Origin of the sequence: Exiguobacterium sp. UBA5002 (assembly GCF_002396765.1) — a bacterium.
GTDB lineage: Bacteria > Bacillota > Bacilli > Exiguobacteriales > Exiguobacteriaceae > Exiguobacterium_A.
In genome coordinates, this window is record NZ_DGYQ01000033.1 from 77,078 (window position 1) to 102,886 (window position 25,809).

The 25,809-nt window shown below is 49.6% G+C and carries 27 protein-coding genes and 1 riboswitch; of the genes, 25 read left to right on the forward strand and 2 right to left on the reverse strand.

Features of this window, described 5'->3' with window-relative positions; all coding sequences use genetic code 11:
* Nucleotides 1–31: 31 nt before the first annotated feature.
* From trhA to B4C70_RS10125, 3 genes are all read left to right on the forward strand, one after another.
* A complete protein-coding gene (gene trhA / locus B4C70_RS10115; RefSeq protein ID WP_035396436.1) occupies nucleotides 32–691 on the forward strand; it encodes a PAQR family membrane homeostasis protein TrhA in 660 nt (219 codons plus the stop codon).
* Entirely contained in the window at nucleotides 688–1,362 is a 675-nt protein-coding gene (locus B4C70_RS10120; protein ID WP_290779020.1) for a TVP38/TMEM64 family protein, read from the forward strand. Before trhA ends, B4C70_RS10120 begins: the two co-directional genes overlap by 4 nt.
* An 84-nt stretch (nucleotides 1,363–1,446) precedes the next feature.
* Complete coding sequence (locus tag B4C70_RS10125; protein ID WP_029342446.1) at nucleotides 1,447–2,364, forward strand: proline dehydrogenase family protein; 918 nt, start codon at nucleotides 1,447–1,449, stop codon at nucleotides 2,362–2,364.
* Between the two features lie 472 nt (nucleotides 2,365–2,836).
* On the opposite strand, the gene B4C70_RS10130 is transcribed toward B4C70_RS10125, so the two are convergent.
* Both B4C70_RS10130 and B4C70_RS10135 read right to left on the reverse strand, forming a co-directional pair.
* The gene (locus B4C70_RS10130; RefSeq protein ID WP_290779023.1) at nucleotides 2,837–3,094 is read right to left on the reverse strand and encodes a hypothetical protein; all 258 of its coding nucleotides are present in this window, start codon (nucleotides 3,092–3,094) and stop codon (nucleotides 2,837–2,839) included.
* A 1-nt stretch (nucleotide 3,095) separates the two neighbouring features.
* Nucleotides 3,096–3,743, reverse strand: a complete 648-nt coding sequence (locus tag B4C70_RS10135) for a class I SAM-dependent methyltransferase (RefSeq protein WP_290779026.1) — start codon at nucleotides 3,741–3,743, stop codon at nucleotides 3,096–3,098.
* 183 nt (nucleotides 3,744–3,926) lie between these two features.
* On the opposite strand from B4C70_RS10135, the gene B4C70_RS10140 reads away from it, so the two are divergent.
* The 22 genes from B4C70_RS10140 (at nucleotide 3,927) to B4C70_RS10245 (ending at nucleotide 25,791) form a co-directional block, all read left to right on the forward strand.
* Nucleotides 3,927–6,344: a 3-hydroxyacyl-CoA dehydrogenase/enoyl-CoA hydratase family protein gene (locus tag B4C70_RS10140; protein ID WP_290779029.1), complete on the forward strand. Its 2,418-nt coding sequence runs from the start codon at nucleotides 3,927–3,929 to the stop codon at nucleotides 6,342–6,344.
* Nucleotides 6,345–6,361: 17 nt separating this feature from the next.
* Nucleotides 6,362–7,552: an acetyl-CoA C-acetyltransferase gene (locus B4C70_RS10145; protein ID WP_087681307.1), complete on the forward strand. Its 1,191-nt coding sequence runs from the start codon at nucleotides 6,362–6,364 to the stop codon at nucleotides 7,550–7,552.
* Nucleotides 7,549–9,333, forward strand: a complete 1,785-nt coding sequence (locus B4C70_RS10150; RefSeq protein WP_290779032.1) for an acyl-CoA dehydrogenase family protein — start codon at nucleotides 7,549–7,551, stop codon at nucleotides 9,331–9,333. The genes B4C70_RS10145 and B4C70_RS10150 overlap by 4 nt, the downstream gene beginning before the upstream one ends.
* A 75-nt stretch (nucleotides 9,334–9,408) precedes the next feature.
* Complete coding sequence (locus B4C70_RS10155) at nucleotides 9,409–9,861, forward strand: DinB family protein (RefSeq protein ID WP_290779035.1); 453 nt, start codon at nucleotides 9,409–9,411, stop codon at nucleotides 9,859–9,861.
* A 34-nt stretch (nucleotides 9,862–9,895) separates the two neighbouring features.
* The gene (locus tag B4C70_RS10160; RefSeq protein ID WP_290757620.1) at nucleotides 9,896–10,258 is read left to right on the forward strand and encodes an arsenate reductase family protein; all 363 of its coding nucleotides are present in this window, start codon (nucleotides 9,896–9,898) and stop codon (nucleotides 10,256–10,258) included.
* 64 nt (nucleotides 10,259–10,322) lie between these two features.
* Entirely contained in the window at nucleotides 10,323–10,706 is a 384-nt protein-coding gene (gene gcvH, locus B4C70_RS10165) for a glycine cleavage system protein GcvH (RefSeq protein WP_290779038.1), read from the forward strand.
* Nucleotides 10,707–10,804: 98 nt separating this feature from the next.
* Nucleotides 10,805–11,086 carry a thioredoxin family protein gene (locus tag B4C70_RS10170; protein ID WP_023469167.1) on the forward strand — a complete coding sequence of 94 codons (282 nt, stop codon included), beginning with the start codon at nucleotides 10,805–10,807 and terminating at the stop codon, nucleotides 11,084–11,086.
* Between the two features lie 539 nt (nucleotides 11,087–11,625).
* On the forward strand, nucleotides 11,626–12,264 hold the full coding sequence (locus B4C70_RS10175; protein ID WP_290779041.1) for a class I SAM-dependent methyltransferase: 639 nt from the start codon (nucleotides 11,626–11,628) through the stop codon (nucleotides 12,262–12,264).
* Nucleotides 12,265–12,267: 3 nt separating this feature from the next.
* Nucleotides 12,268–12,732 carry an S-ribosylhomocysteine lyase gene (locus B4C70_RS10180; protein WP_023469165.1) on the forward strand — a complete coding sequence of 155 codons (465 nt, stop codon included), beginning with the start codon at nucleotides 12,268–12,270 and terminating at the stop codon, nucleotides 12,730–12,732.
* Nucleotides 12,729–13,652, forward strand: coding sequence for a PLP-dependent cysteine synthase family protein (locus B4C70_RS10185; protein ID WP_214727857.1), 924 nt, complete (start codon nucleotides 12,729–12,731; stop codon nucleotides 13,650–13,652). The genes B4C70_RS10180 and B4C70_RS10185 overlap by 4 nt, the downstream gene beginning before the upstream one ends.
* On the forward strand, nucleotides 13,645–14,811 hold the full coding sequence (locus B4C70_RS10190) for a bifunctional cystathionine gamma-lyase/homocysteine desulfhydrase (RefSeq protein WP_214727831.1): 1,167 nt from the start codon (nucleotides 13,645–13,647) through the stop codon (nucleotides 14,809–14,811). The genes B4C70_RS10185 and B4C70_RS10190 overlap by 8 nt, the downstream gene beginning before the upstream one ends.
* 57 nt (nucleotides 14,812–14,868) lie before the next feature.
* Nucleotides 14,869–14,973: riboswitch (SAM riboswitch) on the forward strand.
* 78 nt (nucleotides 14,974–15,051) lie between these two features.
* A complete protein-coding gene (locus B4C70_RS10195) occupies nucleotides 15,052–16,074 on the forward strand; it encodes a methionine ABC transporter ATP-binding protein (RefSeq protein ID WP_023469162.1) in 1,023 nt (340 codons plus the stop codon).
* Nucleotides 16,071–16,736, forward strand: coding sequence for a methionine ABC transporter permease (locus B4C70_RS10200; protein WP_064299452.1), 666 nt, complete (start codon nucleotides 16,071–16,073; stop codon nucleotides 16,734–16,736). The genes B4C70_RS10195 and B4C70_RS10200 overlap by 4 nt, the downstream gene beginning before the upstream one ends.
* Before the next feature lie 32 nt (nucleotides 16,737–16,768).
* Nucleotides 16,769–17,602, forward strand: a complete 834-nt coding sequence (locus B4C70_RS10205) for a MetQ/NlpA family ABC transporter substrate-binding protein (protein WP_290757636.1) — start codon at nucleotides 16,769–16,771, stop codon at nucleotides 17,600–17,602.
* Between the two features lie 79 nt (nucleotides 17,603–17,681).
* Nucleotides 17,682–18,932, forward strand: coding sequence for an MDR family MFS transporter (locus B4C70_RS10210; RefSeq protein WP_290779044.1), 1,251 nt, complete (start codon nucleotides 17,682–17,684; stop codon nucleotides 18,930–18,932).
* Nucleotides 18,933–19,065: 133 nt separating this feature from the next.
* Nucleotides 19,066–19,851: a Fe-S cluster assembly ATPase SufC gene (sufC, locus tag B4C70_RS10215; RefSeq protein WP_023469158.1), complete on the forward strand. Its 786-nt coding sequence runs from the start codon at nucleotides 19,066–19,068 to the stop codon at nucleotides 19,849–19,851.
* Between the two features lie 18 nt (nucleotides 19,852–19,869).
* Nucleotides 19,870–21,147: a Fe-S cluster assembly protein SufD gene (sufD, locus tag B4C70_RS10220; protein WP_290779094.1), complete on the forward strand. Its 1,278-nt coding sequence runs from the start codon at nucleotides 19,870–19,872 to the stop codon at nucleotides 21,145–21,147.
* Nucleotide 21,148: 1 nt separating this feature from the next.
* Nucleotides 21,149–22,372 carry a cysteine desulfurase gene (locus B4C70_RS10225; RefSeq protein ID WP_035396382.1) on the forward strand — a complete coding sequence of 408 codons (1,224 nt, stop codon included), beginning with the start codon at nucleotides 21,149–21,151 and terminating at the stop codon, nucleotides 22,370–22,372.
* Nucleotides 22,362–22,796 carry a Fe-S cluster assembly sulfur transfer protein SufU gene (gene sufU, locus B4C70_RS10230; RefSeq protein WP_023469155.1) on the forward strand — a complete coding sequence of 145 codons (435 nt, stop codon included), beginning with the start codon at nucleotides 22,362–22,364 and terminating at the stop codon, nucleotides 22,794–22,796. The genes B4C70_RS10225 and sufU overlap by 11 nt, the downstream gene beginning before the upstream one ends.
* 36 nt (nucleotides 22,797–22,832) lie before the next feature.
* On the forward strand, nucleotides 22,833–24,230 hold the full coding sequence (gene sufB, locus B4C70_RS10235) for a Fe-S cluster assembly protein SufB (protein ID WP_023469154.1): 1,398 nt from the start codon (nucleotides 22,833–22,835) through the stop codon (nucleotides 24,228–24,230).
* A gap of 86 nt (nucleotides 24,231–24,316) precedes the next feature.
* Nucleotides 24,317–24,871 carry a dihydrofolate reductase family protein gene (locus B4C70_RS10240; RefSeq protein WP_290779047.1) on the forward strand — a complete coding sequence of 185 codons (555 nt, stop codon included), beginning with the start codon at nucleotides 24,317–24,319 and terminating at the stop codon, nucleotides 24,869–24,871.
* Between the two features lie 77 nt (nucleotides 24,872–24,948).
* Nucleotides 24,949–25,791, forward strand: a complete 843-nt coding sequence (locus tag B4C70_RS10245; RefSeq protein ID WP_064299457.1) for a DUF72 domain-containing protein — start codon at nucleotides 24,949–24,951, stop codon at nucleotides 25,789–25,791.
* The last annotated feature ends 18 nt before the right edge of the window (nucleotides 25,792–25,809 follow it).

Below are 25,809 nucleotides of genomic sequence, written 5' to 3' on the forward strand. Positions count from 1 at the left end.
GCAAACGATCAAGCAACAATCGAAAGAAACGATCGAAGAGCTACTCGCAAAAGGTGACTCCTTGAAAGAGGAGATCGCCAGTGCCATTACACACGGATTGGGTGTCATTTTCAGTATCGTCGCGCTCGTGATGTTGATCCTGCAGGCGACGAAATCCGGCAGCGCTTGGAACGTCACTGCTGTCAGTATCTTCGGGGCAACGATGATTCTCCTTTATCTGTTCTCGACCTTGATGCATTCGCTGATGCATACGAAAGCAAACAAGGTTCTACAAATTTTAGATCATGCTGGCATCTATTTGTTGATTGCCGGTAGTTATACACCGTTCGCTTTGATCACACTCCGTGGTCCGCTCGGCTGGACATTGCTCGGAATCGTCTGGGGTGTCGGAACGCTCGGCATCATCTGGAAGCTTTATTCGACCGGTAAATATGTCTGGATCTCGAATGCGTCTTATCTGATCCTCGGCTGGTGTTGTCTGTTTGCGATCAAGCCGATCTATGAAGCACTTGGATTACAAGGATTCTTACTGCTCCTCGGTGGTGGACTTGCGTACTCGCTCGGCGTCATCTTTTACGTCTGGGCACGCTTGCCGTATAACCACGCGATTTGGCATCTGTTCGTCCTTGCTGGTAGTGTGTTGATCTTCCTGTCGATTTTCTATTACGTTGCTCCAGCGACGATGTCATGAAGAAACTACGGCTCCGGGACTGGCTCCCGATCACGCTGTATTTTATGTTTGGACTTGGATTGCTCCTGTATTTCCGGATGTCGGGAATGTTGGAGCAATTCGACATTCAAGCATTATCGGATTGGGTACGGAATCAAGGTCTGACAGGGATGTTGCTCTATGTGCTCGCTTATACCGTCCGACCACTCGTCTTTTTTCCGGCGAGTCTTTTGACCGTCTTTGGCGGCTATACGTACGGTCCGTGGCTCGGGACATTACTTGATGTTATTGGTGCCGGTACGGGTGGATTACTCAGCTTTTGGATCGCCCGGTTGCTCGGTCGCCGTGGAGTTGAGAAGTTGATCGGGAAAGGGAAGCTGAACGTACTCGACGAACGGATTGCAACGAACGGCTTTCTCGTCGTCTTGATCGTCCGGTTGATTCCGCTATTTCCGTTTGACGCGATCAGCTACGCGTCCGGATTATCAAAAATCCGCTTTAAACAGTTCGCCATCGCGAACTATATCGGGATCATTCCCGGTGCATTCGTTTACAACAATATCGGCTCAAGCCTTCGTGATCCGTTCTCGTGGCAGTTCTTCCTCGCGATCGGTCTGTATGTCTTATTCTTTGCCGTGGGACTTGTCGCACAACAGATTCTCAAAAATAAACAAAAGAAAGAGCGTATGTAAGCGCTTTATGTCATAATATAAAGGCAGAGATGTGAACCGATACGGTAAAACAGCCTAGCATTTATTTAGGGGGAATCATGAGTGATGGAAAAAGTACTACGGGATGGTTTTATCTTCTTATCGCAAAACAAGACATTGAACGGTCTCGCCAAGCGATACGGGCTTAAATTCGGAGCAAGTCGCTTCGTGGCAGGGGATTCATTGGAAGCATCAAAACGGGCGATCCAGGAATTGAACGCAAAAGGGTTATGCGTCACGATGGACCATTTAGGGGAGTTCATCTCGACGGTAGCGGAAGCAGAGATGATGACACAAGAATGTATTCGTGCGGTTGAGATGATTGCGGAAGAAAAATTAGACTCGCAACTCTCGTTGAAACTGACATCACTCGGACTCGATATCTCGGACGACTTGATTCGCTCGAACATGGAACGGATCTTAACACGGGCGAAAGAACTCGGTGTCTTCGTCACGATCGATATGGAAGATGAGCCACGTTGTGAAAAGACGATTCAATTGTTTGAAGAATTGCGCCAATCTTTCGATAACATCGGAACAGTCATCCAGTCATACCTCTACCGGTCGGAAGATGACATCAAACGTGTCGGACGCTTCGAGACGAATCTCCGGATCGTCAAAGGGGCATACAAAGAGCCGGCAACGGTGGCATTTCCAGAGAAGGAAGATGTCGATCATAACTACATCAAGCTCGTGAAGTTACAATTATCACTCGGAAACTATGCTGCCGTCGCAACACATGACGATGCGATGATCGAGCAAGTTATCCGTTACGCTAAAGAAAACGGGATTGAAAAAGACCAGTTCGAATTCCAGATGTTGTTCGGCATCCGGGTTGAGCGTCAACTCGAACTCGTCAAACAAGGCTATAAAGTCCGTGTCTACGTTCCTTATGGACGTGACTGGTACGGTTACTTCATGCGCCGCTTAGCAGAACGACCGGCAAACGTTGCCTTCGTTCTCAAAGGAATGGTCAAAGGATAAGAAGAGAAGGCGATGCAACGCTGCATCGTCTTTTTGTATGAAAAATGCATAGTACACCGGACGTCCTCAGCATCTTCGCTTTCCTCAGGCGGGAAGTAAGCCGCGGCATCTCGCATTTCATGCGATTTGCCGGGTCTTCCTCTTCCCTGACGGAAGCATGGCTCATGCTTCCTTTTCCTGTAGGAGTCGAAGATGCCCGGTTCGTCTTAGATGAACTTATATCAAAAAGCGATCGATTCTATTGACGGAAATCGATCGCTTTTGAGTTCTTTGGATAACAAATGAGTGCATTCTCCTCACATGTCTTCACCCGACTCCTACAGGAAAAAGCGCGACGCTTCATCTCGCGCTGTCAGAGACAAACAAGACCCGGATTCGTCATCCGAGGGATGAGGAAGACTGGCTTGTGTCTCGCCTGAGGAAAGCGGGTGAGAAGACAGTGAGGTTACTGATGATGGAGTTTCATCGATCATTACGGCAAAATGACATTTCCTAAAAACAACATGCCTGCAAATACAAGAATGACAAGAAAGATAGAAGTCTGCGGGTGGAATCGCTTTTCTTGATATCGTCGAAAAATGCGTCTTCCGAGTTCAGGTATACCCATCAGAAAGACCATGTACAATAAGAAATATTGCCACCGCTCTAAAACATCAAGTGAATCGATATAAAACAACAGATTGATACCTAACGCTACTAATATGAACGTATAAAAAGTTGTATACGACATCCTATCTTTCCCTCACAGCTGTCGTCTGAAAAGCAAATAAACACGAGAAAGCATGGGCTTGATCCAGTAACCGATGCCCCGTTATGACGGCTCCTTCCTTTTGGATGACCGCTTCATCGAGTAACGTCCAGCCCCGTTCTTTCGCCAGCTGCAACAGTTCCCACGGCATCATCGTATTTCCCATCGCGACTTCCTCACCGTAGAGACGACGATAAGCAAGTTGCCGTGGTGCGGCTGTCGGACCGAGTAGACTGATGACGACAAGCGGGGCGACGCGTTCGATTTCTTCTAAAACCTTTACGGGACGTGTCGACCATTCGAGTGAGTTGACGGCGAGGACGACATCAAACGCATGATCGGCGAACGGCAATGCTTCACCCGTTCCAACGATGAACGTCTGATCGGGTGACTTCTCACGGGCGATTCGGATCATCTCATCTGAAACATCAAGTCCGACTGTCTGAAAGTCCGGTGTCAGTAAGCGACAGGCTGCCCCATCACCGCAACCGAGATCAAGCAAACGACCACCGGTGATCGTTTTTCGTAAGAACGGCAAAACGGTTTTCCGACTGCCGTTCGTCCACATATCGTCAGCGCGATCCGCCCAATCAGCGGCTTTTTGATTCCATACATGCTCGGTTTGACTCATTTTCAATCACTCCTTTTTATCAGTCTAACAGGAAAATTTGTCCATTGATTGATTTTTTATTGCTACTGAATCATTATTCATTTATGATGAAGATGTAGAAGAAGCACACGAAAGTCGTTCGGCTTCTTTTTTTGTCAGTATAATGAATGGTTGTTCATTCAATTTAAAATCAGGGGGTATATCATGGCGAGTCAAATCGGTCAGCCGACCACAATCCAGTTGACGAAACACATCCAATTCGCCGTCATCATCGGTTCAGGGGTGATGGGTGCAGGCATCGCGGCACATCTTGCGAATGCTGGCATACGGACATTGATGCTTGATATCGTACCAAAAGAACTTACGGCACAAGAAGAGAAGCAGGGCTTGACGCTGAGTGATCCGCGCGTCCGCTCCCGCATCGCACGCGATAATCGCGAAAAACTCTTGAAACAAAATCCAGCACCACTCGCATCGAAGAAATTGATCGACTTCATCGAGGTCGGAAACTTAGAAGACGACTTAGAACGTCTGAAAGAAGCAGACTGGATCGTTGAAGTCGTCGTCGAACGACTCGACGTCAAACAGCAATTGTTTAAAACGATCGAACCATTCATTCGGGAAGACGCGATCGTCAGCTCGAACACATCAGGCATCTCGATCGAAGCGATGCGTGAAGGACGCTCGGAATCGTTCAATCGTCGTTTCCTCGGAACACACTTCTTTAACCCACCACGTTATCTGAAGTTACTCGAGTTGATTCCGACGTCAGACACGGATCCAAGTGTCGTCGACTTCATGAAACAATTCGCTGAGGAACGACTCGGAAAAGGCGTCGTCATCGCGAAGGACACACCGAACTTCATCGGCAACCGGATCGGGACATACGGTCTCCTCGTGACGATGGATGAGATGAAAAAAGGTGGCTATTCGATCGGGGAGGTCGATTCGGTCACAGGCCCACTCCTTGGTCGCCCAGGGTCAGCGACGTTCCGGACACTCGACGTCGTCGGCATCGACACGTTCGTTCATGTTGCAAACAACGTCTATGACTTGTTGCCAGAAGGCGAAGAGAAGGAGACGTTCGCGGTTCCGGCTGAGATGCGTCACCTTGTCGAACAAGGAGCACTTGGTGCGAAGACGGGTCAAGGCTTCTATAAGAAAGTCGGAAAACAGATCCTTGAACTTGATCTCGAGACATTTGAGTACGTCGAAAAGAAAGCGCTTACTGAACCGTCGATCGGACAAGCCAAAGCACTTCCGGGCGCAAAAAACAAACTGAAAGCCGTCGTCTTCGCACAAGATCGTGTCGGTGCCTTACTCTGGCCGATCCATGCGAAAACATTGCTCTACTCGGCTCAGCTGACGGGAGAAATCGCAGACGACATCAAAGCGATCGACGAAGCAATGAAATGGGGCTTCGGTTGGAAGATGGGACCGTTCGAGACATGGGACGCACTCGGTGTCGAGAAGACGGTCGCAAAGATGAAACAAGACGGTTACGCAGTACCGGCATGGGTCGATGAGATGCTCGCAGCAGGAAAAACGAGCTTCTATGATGCGTCCGGTCGTCATTATGACGTTGCAACGAAAGACTACGTCGGAGCAACGGTCAATCCGAAGGAAATCCGCCTCCGCGACGTCCGGAAGTCAAACGGTGTTCTCCTTGAGAACAATGGGGCACGCCTGCTTGATATCGGTGACGATGTTGCAGTCCTCGAGTTCACTTCGAAGAGCAATGCGATCGGTGTCGACATCATGCAGATGATCGAACAGTCGGTCGATCTCGTTGAGAAAAACCACCGTGGTCTCGTCATCGCGAACGATGGCAAGAACTTCTGTGTCGGTGCGAACCTAGCGATGATGCTGATGGAAGCGGAAGATGAAAACTGGTTCGAACTCGACTGGATCATCAACAAGTTCCAACAATCGATTCAAAAGATTCGTTACGCATCGCGTCCGATCGTCGCTGCTCCACAAGGGATGACGCTTGGTGGCGGTACAGAAATCTCGCTTCCGGCAGCTCGCCTGCAAGCTGGTCTTGAAACGTACATGGGTCTCGTCGAAGTCGGTGTCGGTCTGATTCCGGGAGGCGGCGGAAACGTCAATACGTACCGTCGACTGTTAGAAAACACACCAGACGGACTCGTTAACATCGAGAAAGCAGCACAAAAAACGTTCGAAAACGTCGCGATGGTAAAAGTCTCAAAATCAGCCTTTGAAGCACGCGAACTCGGATATGTCCGCTCCGTTGATCAGATCTCGATGAACCGAGATCACTTGACGTATGATGCGAAACAACTCGTCCTTGAACTGGACCGGACCGGCTACACGGCACCAGCAAAAGCGAAGATTCCAGTCGTCGGTCGTGCTGGGAAAGCGACGCTTGAACTCGCGACACGCGAAATGTTCTACGGCGGCTATATCTCGGAACACGATTTGAAAATCGCTAGTAAACTCGCACACGTCATCGCCGGCGGAAACGTCGCCTTCGGTAGCCTCGTCGATGAACAATATATGCTCGATATCGAACGGGAAGCATTCTTGAGCCTGATCGGTGAGATGAAGACACAACAACGGATGCAGCACATGCTCGTCAAAGGCAAGCCGCTTCGTAACTGAGGACTGGGGGGATTCGGATGAAGGAAGCAGTAATCGTCGCCGGTGCGCGGACACCGGTCGGAAAAGCAAAAAAGGGCGCATTCAAATCGATGCGCTCGGATGAATTAGCAGGCATCGCCATCCAGGAAACGTTGAAACGGTCCGGTTACACGGGAGCGGTCGATGACGTCATCCTCGGATGTGCCTTACCGGAAGCGGAGCAGGGGATGAACATCGCCCGCTACGCTTCAGTCCTCGGTGGATTATCACACGAGGTACCGGCGATCACGATCAACCGGTATTGCTCAAGCGGACTACAATCGATCGCTGACGCAGCGATGAAGATCATGACGGGGCAAGCAACTGCGGTCGTCGCTGGTGGACTCGAATCGATGAGTCAAGTCCCGATGCCAGGTCACGTCGTCCGACCTAATCCGTCGATCGTCGACACGGCACCGGAATACTACATGAGCATGGGGCATACAGCGGAGCAAGTCGCTGCGACCTACAATGTCTCACGGGAAGATCAAGATGCGTTTGCCTTGAAGAGTCACCAAAAAGCGGCGGCCGCAATCGCAGCGGGTAAGTTTGCTGACGAAATCGTCCCGGTAACGGTGACGGAACAATTCGTCAATGATGAACTGAAAATCGAAGAGAAGACATTCGTCGTCGAACACGATGAAGGCGTTCGCCCGGATTCGTCACCGGAAGGTCTCGCGAAACTTCGCCCAGCGTTCCGCCTCGGCGGTAGCGTCACAGCAGGGAACTCTTCGCAGACGTCAGACGGTGCGGCTGCTGTCCTCGTCATGGAACGAGAAGAAGCAGAACGCCAAGGGTTACCGATTCTCGGAAAGTTCAAATCGTTCGCGGTCGGTGGTGTCCGTCCGGAAGTGATGGGGATCGGACCAGTCGTCGCGATTCCGAAGGCACTGGACCTCGCAGGTATCACGCTTGAGGACGTTGGGTTGATCGAGTTGAACGAAGCGTTCGCTTCGCAGTCACTCGGCGTCATCCGCGAGCTTGGATTAAACGAAGACATCGTCAACGTCAACGGTGGAGCGATCGCCCTCGGTCACCCACTCGGTTGTACAGGAACAAAACTCACATTGACGCTCTTGCATGAAATGAAACGTCGGAATGTCCAGTATGGTGTCGTCTCGATGTGTATCGGTGGCGGAATGGGCGCAGCAGGCGTATTCGAACTAGTTGAAGGAGGAACAGGACAATGAGCCAAACGACAAACGAATTAATCAAAGGTGGCAGTTTCGTATTAGATGAGTTAGCGCCAGAACGTCTCTTCACACCAGAGGATTTCTCGGAAGAACACAAAATGGTCGGTGACATGACAGCGAAGTTCGTCGAAGATCGTGTCGTTCCTGTCCTTGACCGAATCGAAAAACACGAGTTCGAATTATCAGTCGGTCTCCTCCGTGAAGCAGGCGAATTAGGTCTACTCGGTGCAGACGTTCCGGAAGCATACGGCGGCTATCAGATGGATAAGATTTCGTCTTCAATCATTACGGAAAAGTTCGCACGTGGTCGTTCATTCGCCCTCAGCTACGGCGCACACGTCGGAATCGGTTCGTTGCCAATCGTCTTCTTCGGTAACGAAGAGCAAAAGCAGAAATACTTGCCGAAACTCGCTTCAGGGGAGTGGATCGCTTCTTATGCATTGACGGAGCCAGGCTCTGGTTCGGATGCCCTCGGTGCCAAAACGACAGCTGTCTTGAATGAAGCAGGGACACACTATATCCTGAACGGTGAAAAACAATGGATCACGAACGCTGGTTTTGCAAGCTTGTTCGTCGTCTACGCAAAAATCGACGGTGACAAGTTCACAGCCTTCCTCGTCGAAGGATCGTATCCAGGCGTCTCGACAGGCGTCGAGGAACAGAAGATGGGGATCAAAGGGTCATCGACACGGACATTGATCTTACAAGATGCAGAAGTACCAGTCGATAACGTCCTCGGTGAGATCGGACGCGGCCACGTCATCGCCTTCAATATCTTGAACGTCGGTCGTTACAAACTCGCTGTCGGTGCTGTCGGTTCTTCAAAACGAGCAATTGATCTCGCAGTCCAGTACTCGAATGAACGTAAGCAGTTCAAAACACCAATCAGCTCGTTCCCATTGATTCAAGAAAAACTCGCGACGATGGCAGCACAGACGTATGCGATGGAAAGCTCAGTCTACCGGACGGGTGGTTTGTTCCAAGATAGCCTTGATCAGCTGTCGGAAGAAGAGAGCAAAGACGGTAAGAAAATCGCCGATGCCATCGCGGAGTATGCGATTGAATGCTCGATGAACAAAGTCTTTGCTTCGGAAACATTTGATTATGTCATCGATGAAGCGGTTCAGATTCACGGTGGTTACGGCTTCATGGCAGAATATGAAGTCGAGAACATGTACCGCGATTCACGGATCAACCGGATCTTCGAAGGAACGAACGAGATCAACCGTCTTCTCGTTCCAGGAACGTTGCTGAAGAAAGCGATGAAAGGCGAGTTGCCGTTGCTTGCGGAAGCACAGCGTCTGCAACAAGAAGTGATGAGCTTCATGCCGACAGAAATCGGAACAGCACCACTTGATCGCGAACGCCACTTACTCGCGATGATGAAGAAGATCTTCTTGTTGACTGCCGGAACAGCGGTCCAGAAATACCAGGACAAACTCCAAAGCGAGCAAGAGATTTTAGCGAATACAGCTGACATCATGAGTGCGATCTATGCGCTGGAGTCAGCAATCGTCCGGACGGACAAAGCGATTGCCGACAAAGGAATCGAGAAGAGCGAACTGAAAGTCCGTTACACGGAAGTCTTCGCACAACAAGCGTTCGAAGCTGTCGAGCGTGATGCGAAAGAGACACTCTACGCGGCAGCAAGCGGCGACGAACTCCGGATGTTGCTCTCGGCACTCAAAAAATTCAGCCGTTACCAGCCGATCAACGTCATCGGTACGAAACGCGACATCGCAAAACGCCTCATCGAGTCAAACAAATATACGGTCTAAGTCAGGTTTACCGCTTCGTCTTTGCAGGGAAAATCTCTGTAAAGGCGAAGTTTTTGGTTGGAGGAGGAAAACGAGATGCGCCCAGAATTGGTTGAACTGCAATTTGCGATTGCCTACTATCAATCCCTTGAACGTTTGTCGCCGGAAGAATGGGATCTGCCGCTTGCCCTTAACAAGTGGACTGTCCTTGATTGCGTCAGCCACCTCTATTTATGGGACCGGTTTTATTACGATCATGCCATCTCGAAGTTACCGGATGAACCGCTGACACTGGTCGAGACGGATTTTGATCAGTTCAATCGACTGGCGGTCGAATATGCGCATCATATCGATCCGCTTGCTTTGTTAAAAAAAGCGATCAGCGTCCGGCGTGATATCGTCGATCACCTCAATCGTCTGTCTGATGAGCAATTTGCGGCGACCTATGAGAATTTCCGACCGCAAGAATTCGTCGAATCGTTCGTTGCCCATGACGCCCATCATCAAGATCAGATCGACGGGGCGCTCGCACGCTTGAAGCAGAAGTGATCCATCTGCTACTCTTGAAGGTGAGGTGATGAACATGACAACAACAGTCACGATGTACGGCTACCCGAAATGTAGTACGTGCGTCAAAGCGAAAAAAGCACTCGAACAACACGGTGTCGAAGTCGATTACAAACATATCGTCGAGGAGACACCATCAGCAACGACGATCCAGGAACTTCATCAAAAGAGTGGAGAGCCACTGAAGAAATTCTTCAACACGAGCGGTCAATCATACCGTTCGCAAGGCATCAAGGACAAACTCCCTGAGTTATCAGAAGACGAGCAATACAAGTTGCTCGCAAGTGACGGCATGTTGTTGAAGCGTCCGATTGTCACAGACGGGAAAGACGTCACGATTGGCTTTAAAGAAGAAATGTATCAAGGAAAATGGTATTAAGTTCAGAGTCGATTTTGGTATACTGAACACGTTAGTCCAAATTAGTCCACAGGGGGAATCGGAAATGAGTAAAGTAAAAGACAACTTACGCTATTCGGAAGAACATGAATGGGTCGAAGTATCAGGAAACAAGGCGCGTATCGGAATCACGGATTTCGCGCAACACGAACTCGGGGATATCGTCTTCGTCGAATTGCCTGAAGTCGGGGATACGATCTCAGCAAACGAGCCATTCGGTTCAGTCGAGTCGGTCAAGACAGTCTCGGAATTATACGCACCGATCTCTGGTAAAGTCGTTGCCATCAACGAAAACCTTTCGGATTCCCCAGAACTCGTCAACGAGTCACCATTCGAAGGCGCTTGGATGGTCGACATCGAAATCGAAGATGCTTCACAAGTCGAAGCATTGATGGATGCTGCAGCATACAAATCGATGATCAACGAGTAATACTTAACGAAAAGAGAGTGAACGAGGCGCTTGCGTTTCGTCCGCTCTCTTTTTTTTGTATACTGACGACAGATACCACGAAGAAAGGAGCGACCCCGATGCAAGAAGTCACGACCGTCCCAGAAAACGGGCTATTGTATGTCTATGCACCGATGTGCGGGACATGCGCCATCGCGGAACGTATGCTCGATATCGTCGAAGCGACGGAATCAGGTCAATCGATTCAGAAGGCGAACGGGAATTTCATTCCGGATTTCTTAGAAGAAGCCCGTGTCATGAGTGTTCCTGCGTTGTTGCGAATTGAAGAAAACCAAGTCGTAGAGCGACTTTATGCTTTCCAGTCTGTCCAAAACGTCTTTGCTTTCTGTCAAGAACGGTAAGAAAAGTCCGATTGGATTTTTCTTTTTGTTAAATTGTCGGAATATTTACAATAATCCGTTGACAACGCAGAAATATGAATGGTATATTCATAACAACTTCTAGAAATGCATTATAGGAAGTCTAGCAGAGATGATCGTTCAATACGATTCAAGTCCTGAACCCTTTCTCCCATCCTAAGCCGGTGTATTGTTTCCCCTTAAGTCGTCCCCCAAAGACGAAGCGGTGCAATGAACGGGTGGTGGATCGAAAGGACCGATCAGGAAGTGAACGTAAGCTGGCGATCATGTCGAACAGGCGCCGTCCTCCACGCGGAAGAGCGAACAATTCCGAATGGAGCTGGGTTTTCCTTCGTAGCATTTCTAACCACATTATTCGTGTTGTCGGTTCGCCGGCAACGCCTTTTTTTGTTTTCTGGAAGTTTTTTCGAGCCGGTCGCTTGCCAGGATAGAATCTCCTTGCTACAATGCGAATAAGGAAAATTACTTTAATTCATATCCGATTACTCGGAATTAACTGGTGAGATGGAGGACGACAAGGCATGACAGTACGTTTTATGGATGTTTTCACAGAATGGGCATCAACGTATGACGAGACAGTAACCGGACATGATCCGGAGTATAAAGAGGTTTTTCGTCGATACGATGAGATTTTGGATACAGTAGCGGATAAAGCGCAGTCGCCGGTCATTGAATTCGGAGCAGGCACAGGGAACCTGACACAACGTCTTCTGGCACGTCACGACGCCGTACTCGCCGTCGAACCAAGTCCGGAGATGCGGGCAATCCTGACGGAAAAGATTCCGTCACTTGATGTACAAGACGGTCACTTCCTCTCGTTCGAGGCGAAGGAAGCACGCAGTTTTGTTTCGACGTATGCGTTTCATCATCTAACAGATGAGGAAAAGGGAGAAGCAATCGAACTGATGGCATCACATTTACCGGCAGACGGAAAAATCGTCTACGCGGATACGATGTTCGTCTCAGAAGAAGCACGCCAGCAAACGATCCGTGAAGCACGTGCTCAAGGGTTCGACGCGTTAGTGGAAGATCTCGAACGCGAATTCTACCCGTTGATTCCAGTCATGGAAGAATTGTTTACATCACGCGGGTTCACTGTTAAATTTATACAATACAATCACTTCGTCTGGCTCGTAGAAGCCGAGAAAATGGGGGAATAAATCATGGCACTTCAAAAAATGAACGTCGAAAGCTTTAACCTGGATCATACGAAAGTCAAAGCACCTTATATCCGCGTCGCGGGTTATAAAGAAGGTAAAGTCGACCAAGTCGTCAAATACGATATCCGTTTCACGCAACCAAACGTTGAGCAAATGCCGATGCGTGCGATGCACACACTCGAGCACTTACTTGCTGAGAACATCCGCAACTACTCGGATGATGTCATCGATGTCTCGCCGATGGGATGCCAAACAGGTTTCTACATGGCGATGATGAACTTCGACTCGGTCGAAAAAATGAGCGAACTCGTTGAGAAGACGTTGAAAGACGTCCTTGCAGCAGAAGAGATTCCAGCGCAAAACGAAGTCCAATGTGGATTTGCGAGCGCACATGACCTCAAAGGAGCGAAGCACTATGCCGAGAAAATGCTTGCCGGTCGTGATGAATGGGACATCGTCTTCGGATGATCGCGAACAACGTCCGCGACCTCGTCGGAAACACACCACTCTACGAGATCACTTCATTCGATTTGCCTGCTGGTACGCGCATTTTGGCGAAGCTCGAATGGATGAACCCTGGGGGCAGCGTCAAAGACCGCCTTGGCATTCAACTCGTTGATGCAGCGATCGAAAACGGACATGTGACACCAGGCGGTACGATCATTGAGCCGACAGCCGGGAATACCGGCATCGGCTTGGCGCTCGCCGCTAAAAAATACAATCTTCAAGTCATCTGTGTCGTTCCGGAAAAATTCAGTCAGGAAAAACAGACGTTGATGCGGGCACTCGGCGCAACCGTCGTCAACACGCCGACTGAACTCGATATGCAAGGGGCTATCGACCGGGCAAAAGAACTCGGTCAGGAAATTCCGAACAGTTACGTTCCGTTACAATTCGAAAACGAAGAGAACCCAGTCACGTATCAGCGGACACTCGGTCCTGAGCTGATTGCGGACTTGCCGCACATCGACTGGTTCGTTGCCGGTTGTGGTTCAGGTGGTACGTTCGCCGGAACAGCGGACTTCTTAAAACAACGTCTCGGTACAAAAGCAGCGATCGTCGAACCGGAAGGCTCCGTCTTAAATGGTGGTCCAGCCGGTCCGCATAAGACAGAAGGCATTGGAACAGCGAAATGGCCAAGTCTCGTTCCGCGTGAACTCGTCGACGAGATTCATACGATTTCTGACCGCGATGCATTTGACGCGGTTCATACACTCGCTGCTCGCGAAGGATTACTCGTCGGTAGTTCAGCAGGTGCAGCGCTCGTTGCTGCGCTTGATATCGCGAAGCGTCACCCCGGCAGTACGATCGTCACCGTCTTCGCAGACAGTGCCGAACGCTACTTAAGCCAACAAATCTTTGAAAAGGTGGACGAAACTCATGCGTAAGAAGACAGCATTGATTCATGGAGGAACAGGTGTCGACCGGGCAACAGGAGCCGTCACACCTCCGATCTATCAAACAAGCACATACAAGCAGGATAAAATCGGTCAACTCAAGGACGGATACGAATACTCACGGACAGCGAACCCAACACGGACGAGCATCGAACGATTGATTGCGGATCTCGAGGGCGGCGCACGTGGTTTTGCCTTCGGTTCTGGGATGGCAGCGATCCATGCCGTCTTCCACTTGCTTGAGTCTGGCGACCACATCGTCATGACGGATGACGTCTACGGTGGTACGTTCCGCTTGATGCAACGCGTCTTACCAAAGTTCAACATCCAAGTGACATTCGTCGATACGACGGACCTTGCAGCGACGGAAGCAGCGATCCAAGACAACACGAAGATCGTCTACGTCGAAACACCGACGAACCCGTTGTTGAAAGTAACGGACATCGCAGCCATCGCAACGATTGCCAAACGTCACGATCTTAAACTCGTCGTCGACAACACGTTCGCGACTCCATATCATCAACAACCACTCGCGCTTGGTGCAGACATCGTCTTGCACAGTGCAACAAAATACATCGGCGGACACTCGGACGTCGTCGCTGGACTTGTCGTCGTCAAAGATGATGCGCTCGGCGAAGAGCTTCACTTCATCCAAAACTCGACAGGCGGCGTACTTGGACCGCAAGACAGCTTCTTGCTCGTCCGTGGTCTTCGTACACTCGGTATCCGGATGGATGCGATCGAAGAGACAGCCCATGATCTCGTTGCGTTCCTGCAAGCGCAAGACATCGTCTCGAACATCTTCTATCCAGGACTTGCATCGCATCCTGGTCACGACATCCAAGCGAAACAAGCGACTGGATTCGGTGGGATGATCAGCTTTGATGTCGGTTCAGCAGCGAACGCAGAAAAACTCGTCGAGGCGACACACTTCTTCACACTCGCTGAGAGTCTTGGTGCCGTCGAGAGTCTGATTTCCGTTCCTGCACGGATGACGCACGCGTCGATCCCAGCAGAACGTCGGGCAGAACTTGGCATCACGGACGGTCTCGTTCGGATTTCAGTTGGACTTGAGGACGCGGAAGATTTGAAAGAAGACTTAACACGTGCTTTCACGTTCCTCGAAAAAGTTTCTGAAAAAACTGTTTGACAACAAAAATAACCCCTGCTAATATTCAGAATATATTCTACAAACTTAATACCGAAACTCTTATCGAGAGTGGTGGAGGGACTGGCCCGATGAAACCCGGCAACCGCGGATCTAATCCGAAGTGGTGCTAATTCCAGCAGACAAAAGTCTGGGAGATGAGAGCAAATGGTTTTGTGTACTGAAAAGTGCGCGCGTTTGCTCTAAAACGCGCGCACTTTTTTTATTTTAGGAGGGACAGTTGTGATTCGTTTACAAGACGTAGGAAAGATTTATCGCTCAAAGCGCGGAGCGGTCGAAGCTGTCGCGAATGTCGATCTGACAATCGAACGCGGTGAAATTTTTGGAATAATCGGTTATTCCGGAGCAGGGAAATCGACCTTGATCCGATTGCTGAATATGCTTGAAGCACCAACGAGTGGTTCGATCCAAATCGATGGTGTTGAGATGACATCACTAAAACCAAAGGAATTACGAGGCGTCCGTAAGAATGTCTCGATGGTCTTCCAACATTTCAACTTACTATGGTCACGGACGGTTGAAGAGAACATCATGTTCCCACTCGAGCTCGGTGGCTTCCCGAAAGCACACCGCAAGGAACGGGTAGCGGAACTGATCCAACTCGTTGGTTTAGACGGACGTGAAAAAGCCTATCCGTCGCAATTATCCGGTGGTCAAAAGCAACGTGTCGGTATCGCTCGGGCACTGGCATCGAACCCGGACGTTCTCTTATGTGACGAGGCAACAAGTGCACTCGATCCGAAGACGACGGACTCAATCCTTGAGTTACTCGTTGACATCAATGAAAAACTGAAACTGACGATCGTCTTGATCACACACGAGATGCACGTCATTCAAAAAATCTGTCACCGGGTCGCCGTCATGGAAGCCGGTAAAATCGTCGAGCAAGGACCGGTCGCAGAGGTCTTCCGTCATCCGAAGCAAGCGATGACGAAGGAGTTCGTCAAACAATTGACGTCGCCTTCGGAAAACGAGTTGACGTTCGCGAAACTACGCGAACGGTACCCAACCGGAAAAATCGTTCAGTTGACGTTCGTCGGATCAACAGCGGAAAGCCCGATCCTCGCGGAAGTCATGAAGGATTCACCGGTCCTGTTCAACATCATCGGCGGAAACGTCGGTCAATCACAGGAAGGGGCACTCGGTACACTGTTCATTCAGTTGATCGGGGAAACAGAAGCAACACAAGCGGTCATCACGAAGCTTCAAGCCAGTGATGTTGAAGTGGAGGTGGATCACCGATGATTTCATTCTTTGACAACCTAGATTGGGACATGGTGTGGGAAGCGACAGGCAGTACCGTCTATATGACGGCAATCGCTGGGGTTTCGACATTCGTTCTCGGTTTGATCATTGGTTTACTATTGTATGCGACAAACGAAGAGTTATTGTTCAAGAATCGGGCGTTCTATTCAGTGTTGAGCTTGATCGTCAACGTCTTCCGTTCGATTCCGTTCATCATCTTACTGATCTTATTGATTCCATTTACGACAGCGATCGTCGGTTCGTTCCTCGGACCAACGGCAGCATTACCGGCACTGATTTTCGGTGCTGCACCATTTTACGGTCGGATGGTTGAACTCGCGTTACGTGAAGTCGATAAAGGTGTCATCGAGGCAGCTGAATCGATGGGGGCGACGAAGTTCCAAATCATCTATAAAGTCTTAATCCCGGAAGCGTTGCCTGCCATCGTTTCTGGTATCACGGTCACACTCGTCTCACTTGTCGGTTATACGGCAATGGCCGGAGTAGTCGGCGGAGGTGGACTTGGGGACATGGCCTTCATCGAAGGATTCCAGCGTTCTCAAAACGATGTCATCGTCATTGCGACACTCTTAATCTTAGCGATCGTCTTCGTCATCCAAATCATTGGTGATTTGCTGATCCGTGCGATCGATAAACGTTAATTCGAAACTTAATCATATTGGAGGAATCATTCATGAAAACTTGGAAAAAATTCGTAGGTACTGCTGCTGTATCCGTCTTAGCTATTAGTCTTGCTGCATGTGGCGAAAAATCATCAGGATCAGACAGCGACGACAAAACACTTGTCATCGGTGCTTCAAACGTACCGCACGCTGAGATTCTTCAGCACGTTAAAAAAGAATATGAAGCAAAAGGTTACAAGCTTGAAATCAAGAAGTTCCAAGATTACGTACTTCCGAACAAAGCGCTCGCTTCAAAAGAAATCGATGCGAACTACTTCCAGCACGTACCGTATCTTGAGCAACAAGAGAAAGAAAACAAATCGTATAAGTTCGCGAACGCAGGTGGCGTCCATGTTGAACCACTCGGTATCTACTCGAAGAAATACAAGTCACTCGATAAGTTGCCAAACGGTGCAACGATCTTAACGAGCTCAAACGTCGCGGAACGCGGTCGTGTCTTGACGTTCCTTCAAAACGAAGGGTTGATCAAACTCAAAGACGGTAAAACGACAGATGCACAACTCGGCGATATCGCGGAGAACCCGAAGAAACTTAAGTTCAAAACGAACATCGAAGCATCGCTTCTTCCGCAAGCTTACAAAAACAATGAAGGCGACGCCGTCCTCATCAACACGAACTATGCGATCGATAACGGTCTGAACCCGTTAAAAGACGCGATCGCATCAGAAGATGAGTCTTCACCATACGTCAACATCATCGTCACACGTGATGGCGATGAAAAAGACAAGCGTGTCACAACACTTCTTGACGTGCTGCACGAAAAGAAAAATCAAGATTGGATCCTCGACAAGTACAAAGGTGCGGTCGTTCCAGTCAGCAAATAAGTTCACCGAAGCCGGCATCCTTCCTATATAATGGAAGGATGCTTTTCATTTGTCGGAAACAGGGGTTAGGGGGAATCATATGCAACGCATACGTCAACTGCATCCGTTGACACTCGGGGTCTTGTTCGGGACGTTTTTCTCGCGTCTCGGAACGTTCATCACGATGCCGTTCTTCGCCATCTACATGACGACCGTCTTGAAGTTTGATCCGGTCGATGTCGGCTGGGTCCTCAGTATCTCAGCGATCGCCAGCCTCATTATGAGTTTCATCGGTGGTACCTTGTCGGATCGGTATGGTCGCCGGGCGATGATGCTTGCCGGAACGATCGGATTCGCGATCGTCTTCATCGCGCTGGCACAAGTCGAGACGTTCTGGGCATTCTTTACGCTCAGTGCCTTGAACGGGGTCTGTCGCTCAATCTTCGAGCCATCTGCTCGTGCCTTGATCAGTGATACGACGGATGAAGCGAACCGGTTGTTCGTCTTCAATATCCGTTACGCGATGATCAACATCGCAGCAGCGATCGGACCGGGAATCGCTTTACTGCTGAGTGCAGGGAACACGTCCGCGACGTTTTACATCACGGCGTTCGTCTATATCGTGTACGGGGTGATGATTGGTATCTTATTCAAACGCCATCCGATCACCGAGACGCATGGTGGGAAAAAGGTGTCGTTTGGAGCAACGGTTCGTCTGTTGCGGACGGATATCGCCTTTACACTGGCACTTGCCGGCATCATCTTCGGCGTCTTTGGCTACAGCCAGTTCAACTCGACCTTGCCACAGTTCTTGACGGAGACGTCACTCCTTGAAGGCGGTAAGACACTCTATGCGATCTTGATCACGATCAATGCGATCACCGTCTTAATCGTCCAATATCTGATCATGAAGTTTGGTATGAAGACGTCACCACTCGTCTCGATCACGACCGGAATTGCGACTGTTGCGATCGGATTGTTCATCATGGGAAATGCGAACGCGATCTGGTTGATGATCGTCGCGATGTTCATTTTCACGTGCGGCGAAGTCATGATGTTCACGATGACCGACATCTTGACCGATCGGTTCGCGAAGCCGGAATTACGGGGCAGTTATTTCGGAGCGATGGGCTTGACGTCGATCGGACAATCAATCGGTCCGATCGCCGGAGGACATTTGTTAAGTTTATATGGAGCGGACCGTCCGTTACCGATTTTCGGGATATTAGCGGGCTTGACATTATTCGGAATACCACTGCTCTTACTGTCACAACGGATTCATCGGGCTTCGACGATCGAGGAACTCGAGGAACCGGTGAAACTTTCGAATGATTCTCAACAAAACGCGTGATTTTGAGAAAAAACAACGAGCGATGACGCTTGAATAATACGCCATGTTTCTTTAAGATTAGAATGATACTAAATTAGTAACGCTCGTGTTCTGAATCGTCAGTCACGAAATGAATAGATGGAGGGATTCTAACATGAAGGCTTCACACTTGAAGATTGAAGATCTACACGTCGCGATCGACGGCAAGGAAATCTTGAAAGGCGTCAACTTGGAAATCAAAGGCGGGGAAATCCACGCGGTCATGGGACCAAACGGGACAGGTAAATCAACACTCGCATCAGCATTGATGGGTCACCCATCGTACGAAGTGACATCTGGTTCAGTCACACTCGACGGCGAAGACGTTCTCGACATGGAAGTCGATGAGCGCGCACAAGCGGGAATGTTCCTCGCAATGCAGTACCCAAGCGAAATCAGTGGTGTCACGAACTCAGACTTCCTTCGTTCAGCGATCAACTCGCGTCGTGAAGAAGGCGATGAAATCTCACTCATGAAATTCATCCGTGAACTTGATTCACAAATGGGACTTCTCGAGATGCCTTCAGAAATGGCACACCGTTACCTCAACGAAGGTTTCTCTGGTGGAGAAAAGAAACGTAACGAAATTCTTCAGATGATGATGCTTAAACCAGCAATCGCGATTCTCGATGAAATCGATTCAGGTCTTGATATCGATGCATTGAAAGTCGTCGCAAAAGGTGTCAACGAAATGCGTTCACCTGAATTCGGCTGCTTGATCATCACGCACTATCAACGTCTCTTGAACTATATCGAGCCAGACTTCATCCACATCATGATGGGCGGAAAAATCGTCATGTCTGGTGGTAAAGAACTCGCACACCGTCTCGAAGCAGAAGGTTATGACTGGGTTAAAAAAGAACTCGGCATCGAAGACGTCGAAATCGAAACAAAAGCGTAAGACGAGGGAGGAAGCATGATGACTGTAGAACTGAATCTTGCAGTAAATCGCGAGGCAGTGGCAGAACGTGCGACTCGCTTAGGGGAACCATCTTGGATGGTCGCAAAGCGTCAAGACGCGCTTGATCTTGCCCCAACGCTCGCATTGCCAAAAGTAGAAAAAATCAAGATCGAAGGCTGGAACTTTACAGAAGGTACGACGGAACTTGAAACCGTCACTGGTCTTTCTTCAGATATCGAAGCATTGATCGGCGAAAACCGTGATCACATGCTCGTCACACGTAACGGACAACTTGTCCACGCGCAAAACAGTGAAGCGTCGAACGGCGTCATCTTCACGACACTCGAAGACGCATTAAAACAACACCCGGAACTCGTCGAGAAGTACTTCATGACGGAAGGTGTTCAAGTCAACGAAGATCGTCTTGCGGCATTAAACGCAGCACTTCGTAACGGCGGTACGTTCCTTTATGTACCAAAAGGCGTCAAGCTGTCTGTACCGATGCAAGCAATCTACACGCTTGAGCAATCAGGCGCTGCCCTTTACCATCACACAATCATCGTCGCAGATGCTGACAGCGAATTGACGTATATCGAAAACTTCGTCTCTTACGGTGACGAAGCGCATAACGTCAACGTCGTCACAGAAGTATTCGTCGAAGACAACGCAAAAGTTCTCTTCGGTGGTGTCGATACACTATCTAAAGGTGCCGTCACGTATATGAACCGTCGCGGTGTCGTCAAACAAGGCGCGAAGCTCGAATGGGCACTCGGTCACATGAATGACGGTCACACGGTCACAGAAACAAAAACACACCTCGTCGGAAACGATTCGTTCTCAGATACGAAAGCCGTTACGGTCGGTCGTGGAGAGCAAAAACAAAACTTCAACGTCCGTACGGACCATTTCGGTAAAGGATCAGAAGGTTTCATCTTGATCCACGGTGTCCAAAAAGACGCAGCAACATCAATCTTCAACGGAACGTCGATGATCCATCACGGCGCTTCGAAATCAAACGGCGTTCAAACGGAACGTGTCCTCATGTTGTCTGAAAAGGCACGTGGTGATGCGAACCCGATCCTCTTGATCGATGAGGATGACGTCATGGCAGGACACGCGGCATCTGTCGGTCGTGTCGATGAATTACAACTCTACTACTTGATGAGCCGTGGTCTTTCACGGAAGGAAGCAGAACGCCTCGTCGTTCATGGTTTCCTCCAGCCAGTCGTCTCGGAACTTGCGATTGACTCGGTGAAAGAACGTCTCGTTCAAGTCATCGAAGGGAAAGTAAACTAATATGGGAATCGATGCATCCATCCGCAATCAGTTTCCGATCCTCGACCAACAGGTCAACGACCGGAAACTCGTCTATCTCGATAGTGCGGCCTCTTCGCAGAAGCCGCTCGTCGTCATCAATGCGATTGACGACTACTATAAGACGATTCATTCGAATGTGCACCGTGGCGTCCATACGCTCGGAACACGAGCGACGGATGCGTACGAAGGTGCGCGTGAGAACGTTCGTCGTTTCATCCAGGCGCAACACCATGAAGAAATTATCTTTACCCGCGGCACGACGACGGCGATCAACATCGTCGCGTCAAGCTACGGTATGGAGCATGTCGAAGAAGGCGACGAAATCGTCGTCACGTACCTCGAACACCATGCGAATCTCATTCCGTGGCAACAAGTCGCTAAACGCAAAAAAGCGAAGTTGAAATACGTTGATTTGACAGCGGATGGTCGCGTGACGGTCGAAGCGGTCGAAGCACAACTGTCCGACCGGACGAAAATCGTCGCGATGGCACATGTCTCGAACGTCCTCGGTACGATCAATCCGATCAAAGAAGTCGCACGTCTTGCGCACGCTCGAGGAGCTGTCATGGTCGTCGATGCCGCGCAAAGTGCACCGCACCAACGGATTAATGTTACGGATCTCGACTGTGACTTCCTCGCCTTCTCTGCACACAAGATGTGTGGTCCGACAGGCGTCGGTGTCCTTTACGGGAAAAAGGCATTACTCAATGCGATGGAACCTGTCGAATTCGGTGGCGAAATGATTGATTACGTCGGTCTTGAAGAGTCGACATTCAAACCGTCTCCATACCGTTTCGAAGCCGGTACACCAATCATCGCAGGTGCTGTTGGTCTATCAGCAGCGATTGATTTCTTAGAAGAGATTGGTCTAGAGAACGTCGAAGCACACGAACGTGAACTCGCGCAGTACGCGATGGCACAAATGCGTGACATCGACGGACTAACGATTTACGGTCCGGAAGAACGCGTTGGGCTCGTCACGTTCAATCTCGGTGATGTCCATGCACATGACGTCGCAACCGTCCTTGATATGCAAGGAATCGCGGTTCGTGCCGGTCACCACTGTGCACAACCATTGATGCGTTGGCTCGGAGCGAGCTCGACGGCTCGCGCTAGCTTCTATCTCTACAATACGAAAGAAGAGGTTGACGCACTCGTGACAGGACTTCGCCAAACGAAGGAGTATTTCAGTCATGGATTTTAACAATCTCGATCACTTGTATCGTCAAGTGATCATGGATCACTATAAAACTCCCCGAAATCGCGGTGCGATCGAGGGGGGCGTCACGATCGACATGAACAATCCGACGTGCGGCGACACGATTCGTCTCCAGCTCGCGATTGAAGACGATGTCGTCCGTGATGCGAAATTTGACGGGGAGGGCTGCTCCATCAGCATGGCGTCTGCTTCAATGATGACGCAACTCGTCAAAGGTAAGACTATCGAAGAAGCCTTACGACTCGCGGATATCTTTTCGGACATGGTCCAAGGAAAAGACTATGACGACGAATCGTTCGACCTCGGGGACGTCGAGGCACTCTCGGGTGTCACGAAATTCCCGGCACGGATCAAATGTGCGACACTTGCCTGGAAGGCGCTCGAACGCGGCGTAGAAGAAGGGAAGTAAACTTCGGTCACAAGCAAGTAAGAGGAGGAAATGAACATGGCAAAGAACATGCCGGAAATTGGCGATTATAAATATGGTTTCCACGATCGCGATATCTCGATCTTCCGTTCTGGACGCGGCTTGACGACTGAAGTCGTCGAAACGATCTCGAAAATGAAGGAAGAACCACAATGGATGCTTGATTTCCGTTTGAAATCACTCAAGATCTTCAACGAACAAGCAATGCCAGCGTGGGGTGGCGATCTCTCAGAATTGAACTTCGACGACATCACGTACTACGTCAAGCCGTCTGAACGTGCAGAGAAATCGTGGGATGAAGTACCAGAAGAAATCAAGCGTACGTTTGATAAGCTCGGTATCCCTGAAGCAGAGCAAAAATACTTGGCAGGTGTCTCGGCTCAGTACGAGTCAGAAGTCGTCTACCACAACATGAAGGAAGACCTCGAAGAAATCGGTGTCGTCTTCAAAGATACAGATACAGCCTTAAAAGAAAACGAAGATATCTTCCGTGAGTACTTCGGAAAATTAATCCCGCCAACAGACAACAAGTTCGCAGCCTTGAACACAGCGGTCTGGTCAGGTGGATCGTTCATCTACGTACCAAAAGGTGTTAAAGTCGACACGCCGCTTCAAGCCTACTTCCGGATCAACTCGGAAAACATGGGTCAATTCGAGCGGACGTTGATCATCGTTGACGATGAAGCATCGGTTCACTACGTCGAAGGATGTACAGCACCGGTCTACACGACGAACTCGCTTCACTCAGCGGTCGTTGAGATCTTCATCAACAAAAACGCTTACTGCCGTTACACGACGATCCAAAACTGGGCGAACAACGTCTACAACCTCGTTACGAAGCGTGCGATCTGTGAAGCTGGCGCAACGATGGAATGGGTCGATGGTAACATCGGTTCGAAACTGACGATGAAATACCCAGCCGTCATCCTCAAAGGTGAAGGTTCACGTGGTATGACATTGTCGATCGCAATCGCAGGTAAAGGTCAACACCAAGATGCGGGTGCGAAAATGATTCACTTAGCACCGAACACATCGTCGACGATCGTCTCGAAGTCGATCTCAAAACACGGTGGTAAAGTCACGTACCGCGGTATCGTTCACTTCGGACGTAAAGCGACAGGTGCACGTTCGAACATCGAATGTGATACGCTCATCATGGATAACCAATCGACGTCGGATACGATTCCGTACAACGAAATCCTCAACGACAACATTTCGCTTGAGCACGAAGCGAAAGTCTCGAAGGTCTCGGAAGAGCAGTTGTTCTACCTCATGAGCCGCGGGATCTCACAAGAGGAAGCAACGGAAATGATCGTCATGGGCTTCATCGAGCCGTTCACAAAAGAACTTCCAATGGAATATGCGGTCGAAATGAACCGTCTCATCAAGTTCGAGATGGAAGGTTCAATCGGATAATTCGTCTTACTCTCTCATCTACGGATGGGGGAGTTTTTTTTCATGAAATGGTTATTCGGATAAAGAGTGAAAAAGGAGGGGTTACTATGCGTGACATCGTCTATTCCTTTCAAGTCTCGCTTGACGGTTACATCGAGGATGCGTCAGGGAGGATCGATTTCGCTTCACCGGATGCGGAATTACATCAGTATTTCAATGACTACGAGAAAGCGTTTGATACCCATGTCTACGGACGCCGTTTGTACGAGATGATGCAATACTGGGAGACAGCGGATCAAGAAGACGAGCTGATCATCGTTGAGTATGCGAAAACGTGGCAGGCGCTTGAGAAGATCGTCTTCTCTCGAACGCTCGACGCTGTCGAAGGAAAAGCGCGTCTAGCGACCACGTCGCTTGCCGAGGAACTTCAAGCACTAAAAGCCTTACCTGGCAAACAGATTGCGATCGGTGGGGCAACGCTTGCTGCTGAAGCGATTGAGCTTGGACTCGTCGACTGTTATCATGTCGTGATTTACCCGGTTCTCCTCGGAGGTGGAAAACGAATGTTTCCAGTATTTGATCAACCGCAACACTTAAAAATGATCAAAACACAACGCTTCGAATCAGGATGTATCATACTTGAATATGAACGTTTAAATTGAAGCATTGAAGAAGAAATCCCGGATTCTGCTATGCTATGATGAATAAGTAGAATAGAACATACAAGGGGGAAGAGAGCATGATATATATCGGTGTCACGGGCTGGGGAGATCATGATAGTCTCTACTTGACCCCGCAAGATCGTAAAGAAAAACTGGCTGCTTATGCCGGTCATTTTCCAGCGGTCGAAGTCGACTCGACATTCTATGCGATTCAACCGGAACGAAACTATGAGAAATGGACATCCGAGACGCCGGACGGGTTTCGCTTCATCGTCAAGGTTCACCGGGCGATGAGTGGGCACGACCGGGATAATAAAGATCCGCTCGGACCGATTTTTGAACAATATATCGCGTCGATCGAACCGATGCGAAAGAGTGGAAAGATTGCGGCGATCCTCGTGCAGTTGCCGCCCTGGTTCGATGTCAGCAAAATGCACTTGGAATATTTGCAAACGATTCGAAAATCACTTGCCGGACTGCCGGTCGCGATCGAGTTCCGAAATCCATCGTGGTATTCGGAAGCTTATCGTGAGCGGACGCTCCGTTTTCTGAAGGAACATCAGTTCATTCATACGATTTGTGACGAACCGCAGACGGAAGATGGTTCCGTACCATTCGTACCGGTCGTGACGCAGGAGACGGCATTCATCCGCCTCCACGGACGAAATAAAGCCGGTTGGTTAAAGAAACCCGGTCAAAGCAGCGAAGATTGGCGAAAAGTCCGCTGTCTCTATCGGTATTCGGAAGACGAGCTACAAGAACTCGCAAGTCACGTCCGCGACGTTGCAGCGGAAGCAAAAGATGTCTATGTTTTCTTCAATAACAACTCAGCAGGAGATGCTGCCCCGAATGCGAAACGATTAATCGAGATTCTCGATCTCGACTATGAACTCGCGCCGCGACAAATCTCTTTGTTCTAAATCATCAAGGGGGGCTTC

Bases quoted from the DNA above. Each gene is read 5' to 3' on its own strand.
- B4C70_RS10120 (WP_290779020.1), top strand. From the start codon at position 688: ATGAAGAAACTACGGCTCCGGGACTGGCTCCCGATCACGCTGTATTTT.
- B4C70_RS10125 (WP_029342446.1), top strand. From the start codon at position 1,447: ATGGAAAAAGTACTACGGGATGGTTTTATCTTCTTATCGCAAAACAAG.
- B4C70_RS10130 (WP_290779023.1), bottom strand. From the start codon at position 3,094: ATGTCGTATACAACTTTTTATACGTTCATATTAGTAGCGTTAGGTATC.
- B4C70_RS10135 (WP_290779026.1), bottom strand. From the start codon at position 3,743: ATGAGTCAAACCGAGCATGTATGGAATCAAAAAGCCGCTGATTGGGCG.
- B4C70_RS10140 (WP_290779029.1), top strand. From the start codon at position 3,927: ATGGCGAGTCAAATCGGTCAGCCGACCACAATCCAGTTGACGAAACAC.
- B4C70_RS10145 (WP_087681307.1), top strand. From the start codon at position 6,362: ATGAAGGAAGCAGTAATCGTCGCCGGTGCGCGGACACCGGTCGGAAAA.
- B4C70_RS10150 (WP_290779032.1), top strand. From the start codon at position 7,549: ATGAGCCAAACGACAAACGAATTAATCAAAGGTGGCAGTTTCGTATTA.
- B4C70_RS10155 (WP_290779035.1), top strand. From the start codon at position 9,409: ATGCGCCCAGAATTGGTTGAACTGCAATTTGCGATTGCCTACTATCAA.
- B4C70_RS10160 (WP_290757620.1), top strand. From the start codon at position 9,896: ATGACAACAACAGTCACGATGTACGGCTACCCGAAATGTAGTACGTGC.
- gcvH (WP_290779038.1), top strand. From the start codon at position 10,323: ATGAGTAAAGTAAAAGACAACTTACGCTATTCGGAAGAACATGAATGG.
- B4C70_RS10170 (WP_023469167.1), top strand. From the start codon at position 10,805: ATGCAAGAAGTCACGACCGTCCCAGAAAACGGGCTATTGTATGTCTAT.
- B4C70_RS10175 (WP_290779041.1), top strand. From the start codon at position 11,626: ATGACAGTACGTTTTATGGATGTTTTCACAGAATGGGCATCAACGTAT.
- B4C70_RS10180 (WP_023469165.1), top strand. From the start codon at position 12,268: ATGGCACTTCAAAAAATGAACGTCGAAAGCTTTAACCTGGATCATACG.
- B4C70_RS10185 (WP_214727857.1), top strand. From the start codon at position 12,729: ATGATCGCGAACAACGTCCGCGACCTCGTCGGAAACACACCACTCTAC.
- B4C70_RS10190 (WP_214727831.1), top strand. From the start codon at position 13,645: ATGCGTAAGAAGACAGCATTGATTCATGGAGGAACAGGTGTCGACCGG.
- B4C70_RS10200 (WP_064299452.1), top strand. From the start codon at position 16,071: ATGATTTCATTCTTTGACAACCTAGATTGGGACATGGTGTGGGAAGCG.
- B4C70_RS10205 (WP_290757636.1), top strand. From the start codon at position 16,769: ATGAAAACTTGGAAAAAATTCGTAGGTACTGCTGCTGTATCCGTCTTA.
- B4C70_RS10210 (WP_290779044.1), top strand. From the start codon at position 17,682: ATGCAACGCATACGTCAACTGCATCCGTTGACACTCGGGGTCTTGTTC.
- sufC (WP_023469158.1), top strand. From the start codon at position 19,066: ATGAAGGCTTCACACTTGAAGATTGAAGATCTACACGTCGCGATCGAC.
- sufD (WP_290779094.1), top strand. From the start codon at position 19,870: ATGACTGTAGAACTGAATCTTGCAGTAAATCGCGAGGCAGTGGCAGAA.
- B4C70_RS10225 (WP_035396382.1), top strand. From the start codon at position 21,149: ATGGGAATCGATGCATCCATCCGCAATCAGTTTCCGATCCTCGACCAA.
- sufU (WP_023469155.1), top strand. From the start codon at position 22,362: ATGGATTTTAACAATCTCGATCACTTGTATCGTCAAGTGATCATGGAT.
- sufB (WP_023469154.1), top strand. From the start codon at position 22,833: ATGGCAAAGAACATGCCGGAAATTGGCGATTATAAATATGGTTTCCAC.
- B4C70_RS10240 (WP_290779047.1), top strand. From the start codon at position 24,317: ATGCGTGACATCGTCTATTCCTTTCAAGTCTCGCTTGACGGTTACATC.
- B4C70_RS10245 (WP_064299457.1), top strand. From the start codon at position 24,949: ATGATATATATCGGTGTCACGGGCTGGGGAGATCATGATAGTCTCTAC.